This window comes from Corynebacterium sp. HMSC074A09, from assembly GCF_001811545.1.
Classification (GTDB): domain Bacteria; phylum Actinomycetota; class Actinomycetes; order Mycobacteriales; family Mycobacteriaceae; genus Corynebacterium; species Corynebacterium hiratae.
Genome location: NZ_KV805139.1, coordinates 1 through 7,701, shown reverse-complemented (window position 1 = coordinate 7,701; position 7,701 = coordinate 1). Strand labels below are relative to the sequence as shown.

The 7,701-nt window shown below is 60.5% G+C and carries 12 protein-coding genes and 2 tRNA genes; 3 read left to right on the top strand and 11 right to left on the bottom strand.

All coding sequences use genetic code 11. From position 1 onward, the window contains the following. Positions 1-245 precede the first annotated feature (245 nt). The gene (locus HMPREF2807_RS14290) at positions 246-374 is read left to right on the top strand and encodes a hypothetical protein (protein ID WP_255365578.1); all 129 of its coding nucleotides are present in this window, start codon (positions 246-248) and stop codon (positions 372-374) included. A 77-nt stretch (positions 375-451) separates the two neighbouring features. Beyond that, positions 452-664, top strand: a complete 213-nt coding sequence (locus tag HMPREF2807_RS04480; RefSeq protein ID WP_128081865.1) for a hypothetical protein — start codon at positions 452-454, stop codon at positions 662-664. A 106-nt stretch (positions 665-770) separates the two neighbouring features. On the opposite strand, the gene HMPREF2807_RS04475 is transcribed toward HMPREF2807_RS04480, so the two are convergent. The 4 genes from HMPREF2807_RS04475 to HMPREF2807_RS04460 all read right to left on the bottom strand — a co-directional run bounded on the left by HMPREF2807_RS04475 (position 771) and on the right by HMPREF2807_RS04460 (position 2,225). Further along, positions 771-861 (bottom strand) — tRNA-Ser (locus tag HMPREF2807_RS04475). Between the two features lie 91 nt (positions 862-952). Then, complete coding sequence (locus HMPREF2807_RS04470) at positions 953-1,150, bottom strand: CsbD family protein (RefSeq protein ID WP_046648854.1); 198 nt, start codon at positions 1,148-1,150, stop codon at positions 953-955. A gap of 93 nt (positions 1,151-1,243) precedes the next feature. Next, a complete protein-coding gene (locus HMPREF2807_RS04465; RefSeq protein ID WP_046648879.1) occupies positions 1,244-1,687 on the bottom strand; it encodes a nucleoside deaminase in 444 nt (147 codons plus the stop codon). 34 nt (positions 1,688-1,721) lie between these two features. Then, on the bottom strand, positions 1,722-2,225 hold the full coding sequence (locus tag HMPREF2807_RS04460; RefSeq protein WP_046648855.1) for a tRNA adenosine deaminase-associated protein: 504 nt from the start codon (positions 2,223-2,225) through the stop codon (positions 1,722-1,724). 39 nt (positions 2,226-2,264) lie between these two features. On the opposite strand from HMPREF2807_RS04460, the gene HMPREF2807_RS04455 reads away from it, so the two are divergent. Beyond that, on the top strand, positions 2,265-3,293 hold the full coding sequence (locus HMPREF2807_RS04455; protein WP_070510771.1) for a prephenate dehydrogenase: 1,029 nt from the start codon (positions 2,265-2,267) through the stop codon (positions 3,291-3,293). 452 nt (positions 3,294-3,745) lie between these two features. Here HMPREF2807_RS04455 and HMPREF2807_RS04450 read toward each other — a convergent pair whose 3' ends face one another. From HMPREF2807_RS04450 to HMPREF2807_RS04420, 7 genes are all read right to left on the bottom strand, one after another. Beyond that, positions 3,746-3,934, bottom strand: a complete 189-nt coding sequence (locus tag HMPREF2807_RS04450) for a hypothetical protein (protein ID WP_046648858.1) — start codon at positions 3,932-3,934, stop codon at positions 3,746-3,748. Positions 3,935-3,945: 11 nt separating this feature from the next. Then, positions 3,946-5,064, bottom strand: coding sequence for a trypsin-like serine protease (locus HMPREF2807_RS04445; RefSeq protein ID WP_070510769.1), 1,119 nt, complete (start codon positions 5,062-5,064; stop codon positions 3,946-3,948). Beyond that, a complete protein-coding gene (locus HMPREF2807_RS04440; RefSeq protein WP_070510767.1) occupies positions 5,064-5,969 on the bottom strand; it encodes a DUF418 domain-containing protein in 906 nt (301 codons plus the stop codon). Before HMPREF2807_RS04440 ends, HMPREF2807_RS04445 begins: the two co-directional genes overlap by 1 nt. A 116-nt stretch (positions 5,970-6,085) precedes the next feature. Beyond that, positions 6,086-6,565, bottom strand: coding sequence for a hypothetical protein (locus tag HMPREF2807_RS04435; RefSeq protein ID WP_049157768.1), 480 nt, complete (start codon positions 6,563-6,565; stop codon positions 6,086-6,088). A 91-nt stretch (positions 6,566-6,656) separates the two neighbouring features. Further along, the gene (locus HMPREF2807_RS04430; RefSeq protein ID WP_070510765.1) at positions 6,657-7,121 is read right to left on the bottom strand and encodes a hypothetical protein; all 465 of its coding nucleotides are present in this window, start codon (positions 7,119-7,121) and stop codon (positions 6,657-6,659) included. A 75-nt stretch (positions 7,122-7,196) separates the two neighbouring features. Continuing rightward, positions 7,197-7,272 (bottom strand) — tRNA-Arg (locus tag HMPREF2807_RS04425). Between the two features lie 166 nt (positions 7,273-7,438). Further along, positions 7,439-7,701, bottom strand: a 263-nt coding sequence (locus HMPREF2807_RS04420) for a GTP-binding protein (protein WP_198531374.1), incomplete at its 5' end; no start/stop codon positions are given.

Here is a 7,701-nt window from a genome sequence, read left to right as displayed (position 1 = left end):
CTCCGTGTCCAAAAAGTCCATGGACATAACACCCCAGAGCTAAGAGCTGGAGTGCCGGATGTGGCGGTGGCGGCGTAGTCCACGCTCACGACATCCTTGAGCACCGTTCCTGCGCACGCCGAAGGGAGGAGTGCCTAGGATTGCCTCAAAAAATAGCGTCCAACAGCCAATTCTGCGGACGCATCAAAGCAGATGGACAATGGTCACCGTACGTTTACGTGAACACTGTCCCCTAAGGAATGACTGTGCAAATCTTTCAGATCCTGCTGGTAGCTTTCATAGCTGCACGGCTTCACTTCTTGGTCAAAGAAGTAGAAAAAACAAATGAACTTCTAGCCCTTCAGATTGAAGAAACCCGCCAAGGCGATACCTAAAGCATCGCCTACTGAATGCCTCACTTTTTCAGGGGTTAGGGGTCTAAATGTGTGACAAAAAGAAGGTACAGGAGCAAATGGGAAAAATTCTATTGGGCATCTCTATCGGTCTACTAGCGGGAGGAATCATTGCTTTTGTAGCGCTCTCCTATATTGACCTCACCGCGCCATTCTCCTGGGTAGTTTTCTTTTTCTCGGCGACCATCGTGGGAGCTATCGTCGACATGATTCTGCGGACAAAGAAACGCGAAGAAAACACTTCTGCCCCAGACAGTGATATCCACCCTTGATATCGCCCGCCATACAGGCCGAAGCCCAAGGCCCAAGAAGGGGCGGGCTGGCTTCTAAAACATAAAAAGTCCGGCACTCCAGAGCTAAGAACTGGAGTGCCGGCTGTGGCGGTGGCGGCGGGATTTGAACCCGCGGTTGGGGGTTACCCAACAATCGCTTTCGAGGCGATCACCTTCGGCCGCTCGGACACGCCACCGCGTTCCAGATTACGGGAGTCATCCCGAGCGACAAAATCGCTGCCCACACCACGCGGCGCGGACAGCGATTCAGCTAGATGAGGCTAGGAATTAGTCCTTGAGGTTTCCGATGACCTCGTTGGCCTTATCCTTGACGCCCTCAACGGCGTCGGAAGCCTTCTGCTTTGCCTCAGAGGTAACCTGGTCGGCCTTGCCCTCGTTCTCCAGCTTCTCGTTATCGGTCAAGCCGCCAGCGGCTTCCTTAGCCTTGCCAACGAACTCGTCCTTCTTGTTCTCAAAATCACCCATGATTTTCTCCTTACTCTCTACTTCTCTCACGTGGACCACCCAGCCTACACGCGAATCGGAAGGTGGCTCCGGGGCCACTAACCATTTCAAGGGCTAAGCGCCGCTGCCGCGCAGACCCCCGAAGAAGCCCGTGAGCAGCTCCGCGCATTCTTCCTCCAGCACACCGCCGCGTACCTCGGGAACGTGGAGGGCGCCCGGGGCGCGCAATACCTCCACCAGCGAGCCGCACGCCCCCGTCTTCGGCTCAAAGGCCCCGAAGACCACCGAAGACACCCGGGAAGCCTGAATCGCGCCCGCACACATCGCGCAGGGTTCCAAGGTGACAACCAGCTCGCAGCCTTCCAGACGCCAGCCATCGCCATGCACGCGTACCGCCTGGCGGATAGCTTCCACCTCTGCGTGCGCGGTGGGATCATTCAGCTGCTCGCGGCGGTTAACGCCGGTGGCGAGTTCGTTGCCGGAGGCGTCGTAAAGCACGGCACCCACAGGGATATCCCCCGCCGGCGTGGTGCGCGCAACCTCCAGGGCGCGGCGCATGCGGGCCTCTGCGCGCACCAGCCCCGCTGCTGGTTTAAGAGTCATCCGAGTCGAGGCCGTCGATGAAATCCTCCAGCTCATCGCCAAAGCCCAGCTCGCCGGCGATGCGCAGGAGCATATCGGAAGGCCAGTCCTCATCGTTATCGATGATGTAGCCCACCTGGTCCTCATCGAGGCCGAGGTCCGCGAAGATATCGAAATCGCCGTCACCGTACGGGTCGGCGTCCTCCCACTCGTCTTCGTCTAAATCCGGGATCTCGAGATCGCGCAGGTCCAGGAAATCCGCGGCGAAGTCGTCCTCGGAGGCGTAGGTGGCGTCGGAAAGCAGCATGCGCACATCCCCCGGCACCGGGCGCACGACGACGAAATAGTCATCCTCCACGCACAGCAGCGCGAATGCCGCCCCCTCGGAACGCAGGTTGCGCACCGCTTTGATGGAGGTGTTGACGTCGGTGAAGTCATCCTTGAAAGGGCGAATCACCCAGCCGCCTTCGGCACTGGCAACGGTGATGGCAAAGGACAGATCGTCGTGGCTCATACCTCGTCAGATTAGTCGGGTTGTGCCACAATTGTCACCGTGAGTTCTCAAGATGTTCAACGCCCCGTCTGCATTATCGGCCTCGGTCTCATTGGAGGTTCCCTCCTGCGTGACCTAGCTGCTGCACACCATTCCGTGTACGGCTATAACCACTCCACTTCTGGTGCCCGAACGGCCATTAAGCAGGGCTACGACGTCACCGATGATCTGCCGGCCATCCTGCGGCGCGCCGAGGAGGACAATGCGCTTATTGTCATCGCGGTGCCCATGGATGCGGTTGCCTCGGTCCTCGACGCCATCCAGGAACACGCCCCGAGCTGCGGGTTGACGGATGTCGTCTCGGTCAAGACCGAGGTGCGCCAGCTCATTGTGGAGCGCAACATGGAGTCGCGCTATGTGGGCGGCCACCCCATGGCCGGCACCTCCAAGTCCGGCTGGGAGAACTCCCACACCGGGCTGTTCAACCGCGCTGCCTGGGTTATCACCTATGACTATGCCGCCGAGTGCGAGGCCCGCGGCGAGCGCATCCCCGCCGAGTGGGAGAACATTTTTGCGGACGTGGTCCGCATGACCCAGATGGTTCACGCGGAGGCGGTTCCGGTGCGCGTGGCGAACCACGATGCCGCGGTTGCCCGCATTTCGCACTTGCCGCACGTGCTGGCGGAGACCCTCGCGGTGGTCGGCGATAATGGCGGCATTCTGGCGCAGTCCCTCGCGGCCGGCTCCTTCAAGGACGGCACCCGCGTGGCGGGCACTCGCCCGGATCTGGTTCGCCAGATGTGCGAGACCAATGCACCGGCACTGGTCCAGGCCCTCGACGAGGCTCTTGAGTTGCTGCAGGATGCGCGCGAATCGCTGGCCTCGGATAAGCCTTCCATCGCCGCGCTTGCCGACGCTGGCTTCCGCGCCCGCACCCGCATCGAAGCCCGATCCGGTGCTCGAAAGGAATCGGTCTCCCCGGTGAAGATTTCTTCCCGCCCGGTCTTGCGGCTGCACCCGGGTGCGCCGAACTGGGTGGCGCAGCTGCGCCAGACGGAGTCTTTGGGCGGGCGCATCGAAATCTTCTAGCCCGCTGGTCGGCTTCTAGGCCTGGCTTTCTTTCCTAGCAGGCGGTTCTCAACGGGTTCCCCTCACCTGGTTCCAGTCAAAAGGTTTCTTTGCCCCCAAACGAACCTTCTACCTGGTTAAAGATGGTTTACTTGCCTCCAAGGGAACCTTTTGACTAATGACTTCTGAGTGGAACCTTTTGCGTGCTGCTGGGCATGGGGCAGTTTCCAAAAGGCGTCTTGCAAATGGCATTTTGCAGATGGCATCTGTCAAAAGGCGTTTTCTCGCCTGAAAACGCCTTTTGGGGCGTGCAGATGGCGTTTTCAGCCCCAAAGATGCCTTTTAGTGGATGTCTTTTGTGGGGCGCCATTTGGCGACGGTTTGTGGGGTGCCATCTAGCGACCGACCGTGGAGGAGCGTGCGTGGTGGCGGGCGGGCGGCGTAGTGCGGTGGCGTGGGGCGGTGCGGGACGCTTAGTCGCGGAAGGTGTCGTCGCGACGTTTGCGGGCTTGGGACTCATCGCGCGTGATGCCGAGCAGCGGGTAGCCCGCGAGGCCCGCCGCTAGGCCCACCGGCAACATCCAGAGCATGCCGGAGGCCAGCCACAGCACCACACCAAGGATGGCACCGGCAATCAGACACGGAACGAGTTTCTCCTTCATGGAGAAACAGCCTAGTTGCTACCCCGCTCAGCACCAGATTTGCGGCGAAGCAAACGTGAAGCGATGGCTAGCACGATCAGGCCCACCACCCCAGTCACGCCGGCTGTCAGAGCTGCGGGCGCGCTGACCTGCATCGTTGCCGGCGGCGCCGGGGAGTTATCGGCGTTGAGGACGCCGTCGGTATCACGGCCGCTGGTGACGTCCTCGATCCAATCGCGGACCTCGACCACCGACGTGATGGCAGCGCTCGGCGAAGGCAGATCCGGATCCGCGTTCGACGTACCAGCCGTGGCCACACCGACGAGGCGACCGTTAACAAAGAATGGTCCGCCCGAGTCGCCGCCCTGCATGCCCTCACCATTGAGGGACTTCACGTCCATGATGGCAGCCGCAATCATCGGGCCCACTCCCCCAAGCTCACCGGCCGGAATGCTTTCCGCGCCGTCGGGTCCAACAGCGATCTCTGGCATGTCGCCGCCCTCCATCACCTGGGGCGCGTTGGACGAACCAGGGGCGGGAGCGACCATTCCACCGGGGGCAGGCACTGCCATGTCATCAGGAGCCATAGCCCCGGAATCTCCTGGCGCCACCGGCGTCATCTTCTCGCCGGATTCATCTGGGCTGGCCGGTGGGGTGCCGCCGGATAGCAATTCGCCTACTTCCATCTCTGCCATCGGTAGCTGGCCTTTGCGGGCCATGCGGGAGCTACTACTCCAGCCATAGAAATGCCCCTTCTCGCCGGCGGTGGGGACCGCATCCGCGAGCTTGGCGGGTTTGATGTCCTTGACGGGTTCGGTCAGGTGCATGAGGCCGGCGTCGATAGTCGGCGAAACAGCCCAGGAGTCCACGTCATACACGCGGGTGTCCTTGCCCTGGCCAAAGCGAGCCTGCGAGCCCTCGTTGTTGACGGACTCCAAGCAGTGGCGGGCAGTGAGCACCCACTGCTCGGCAACGAGCGTGCCGGTGCAATCGCCGAAGTTTCCGATCTTGCCCATGCGCAGCGCAGCCACGGCAGCGCTTTCCTCCGACTGCGGAGCGGGCTGGGCGAATTCCAAGGCCATGGCCGGCGCAGCGCCTAGCCCCACGACCAGAGCGCTGGCCACAACAGCAGTTATCTTTCGTGCCACCATTACGCGGCCACCTCCTTGATTGCCCAGGCCACGACCCTCTCGGCCGGGCCCTTTCCACAGAACTTCTTCCACAGCGCGCTCAGCACCAGGAACGCGAGCACAAAGCCCAGTGCCGCCATGGTGTTGTGCAGCGAGACGTGTGCTTGCCAGTAGCGTGCGGTGAAAATGTGCAGGATATAGATGGTCAACGACATCGAGCCCAATGCCGCGAAGGGGAAGGTCAAGCGCGGCAGGTGACGGCCAATGATCAGGCACAGGTGCAGCACCACCGCGGTGACCGCCACGGAGAGAAGGATTTCACCAAGCACGCCCGTATGCCCGGTAAAGCGCAGCCAGCCGGCGATATCCGGGTTAAAGCGCTGCCACAGGCCGATGCCAGTAACGACGACGGCCACCGCGGTCGTGACGATCTGGGTGCGGGTGGGGCGGGTGAGGTAGACGTCGTAAAGCAGCATGCCCGCCACCATGTACGCCAGGAATGCCACGAGGGGGTAGACCTGTGGGAGTGTGTACGGCGCGTAGAGCACCGTGGCGCCCGCGGTGGCCAGCGCGAAGAGCAGGACCTTCCACACAGTGGCGAGCGGCGGCACCCAAGCGGTGAGAGCCATGGCCGCGCCCATCACGACGAGCACCACCTGAATCTCACCGCCGACGGGCAACAGCGCCACGCCGATGAGCATGACTATCAGGCCACGGGCGACCAGCTTGAGGAAGACCCGCAGCGAATAGTCGCGGGCAAGGATCATCATCGTGGTACCTGCAATGATGGCAAAGCCCGCCGCCGGCAGCCCGGAGAGCACCACTTTGGCGCTCCACACCAGGTTGGCCATGTGCAGAATAATCATCCCGATGATGGCCAAGGAACGTGCAATATCAAGGCCCACTATTCGGGCACGCGCTGACACCTATTCATCTCCTTGCAGTCGAAAACGTCGAAAGACCGACCAGTGGCTCTGGCCGGTCTTCCTATTTGTGTGCGTTTTCAACTCTGCATTTCACTCAGCGCTGCGTGATATGCGTCTCAGCGGGTAAGGGCGATGGCTTTGCCATCGCGCACGAAGTAAATGCGCTCAGGTGTTGCGGATGCATCGGGGTCCACCATCACCGTTACTGGACCTGCAAGAAGTTTCATGATGGCCCCGTCAGGTTGCGCGCCGAAGCAGATTTTGTCCAACCTCAAATCCCGAGTGATTTCTAGCTGACCATCTCCGTTGCTCTCAAAGTGGAAACTGAGGATATCGCAGGAGAACTGCACGACCCGATCCCTAAAGTTCACGCGAAAGGAATCCGGCTGCTGCGCGGACTCCCACTCGGAATTCACCACGAACTCCATCTGCTGCGCATTGGCGGTGACCAGGCCTGCGGGCACGCCAGTAACAATGTTGCGCTGCGAGGATCCAGCTTCAGCTATGCCCGAGCTCCCCGGCAGCTCCGAGGAGCCGGCAAAAGAGAAGAGGGAGGAAATGAAAAGCAGGATAGCGGAGAGAATCGCTTGAATCATGGGCACCATTATATCCGCCCCAACCGACCAACCATTGGCTCTGGCCGGCATTCTTACTTGTGCGCGTTTTCAGCGCTGCGCGATATGCGTCTCAGCGGCTAAGGGCGATGGCTTTCTCATCGCGCACGAGGTAAATACGCTCAGGTGTTGCGGAGGCATCCGAGTCCACCATTACCTTCGCCGGTTCTGACAGGAACATGATGAAGGGAAGGTCAACCTTTCCTCCAGAGCAGGCCTTATCCGTCAACATGCTGAGCTCCACGCCGCCATCAACCAAGGTGAAGTCACCGCCGTTACAGGGCAACCACACCGTCTGGTCCTGGAAATTCAAGGAGAAATCCTCTGGGCTCGCCGCAGACTCCCACCTGAAAGCAGTGATATGTTCCATCTGCTCATCGTTTGCCTCGACCAAAGCTGCAGGCGTGTTCGTAATGATGCCGTGCTGGGCGACGTTTAGCCCCCACGCCTCCGAGCTCCCCGCCAGCTCCGAGGAGCCCGCGTTAGAAAACAGCGAGGAGATGAATAGCAGGATGGCGGAGAGAATCGCTTTGATCATATTTCAGAACACTACCGGGTTTGCCCAACCCACGGAGTCGAAAACGAGAAAAGCCGCCCGAAGGCGGCTGAGATTTGGTGCGCCCGGAGGGATTCGAACCCCCAACCTTCTGATCCGTAGTCAGATGCTCTATCCGTTGAGCTACGGGCGCAGTCCGTTGGTTCGCAGTACTTAACGCCGGAGCGTGTGTGCTCTGCTGTGCAACGAGGAATAACTATACCCACACTCCAGAGAACTAACAAATCCCGATGTCAATGCATGTTTTCAACCCAAGAAATGGGCATAGCAATTCACCCCGTGTTCACCTTAAGGAGCGGCTAGACGAGGGCGGCCACTTCGGCGTCGGAAAGCACGGCGTCGCGGAAGGACTGAAGCGTGGACTCGTGGTCGAAGTCGATGCCAATGAGCACGAGCTCGGTGCCGGGCGTGACGCCGTTGGCAGCCCACAAGGAGGCCGGCACGATCTGCAGGTTGGGACCGGCCTGCTGCCAGGCGTGGGCCACGCGCAGATCAGCATCAATCCAGCAATAACCCTTCGAACGCACTAAGCCTGTGATGTCTATGGAGTTTTTGGACACGG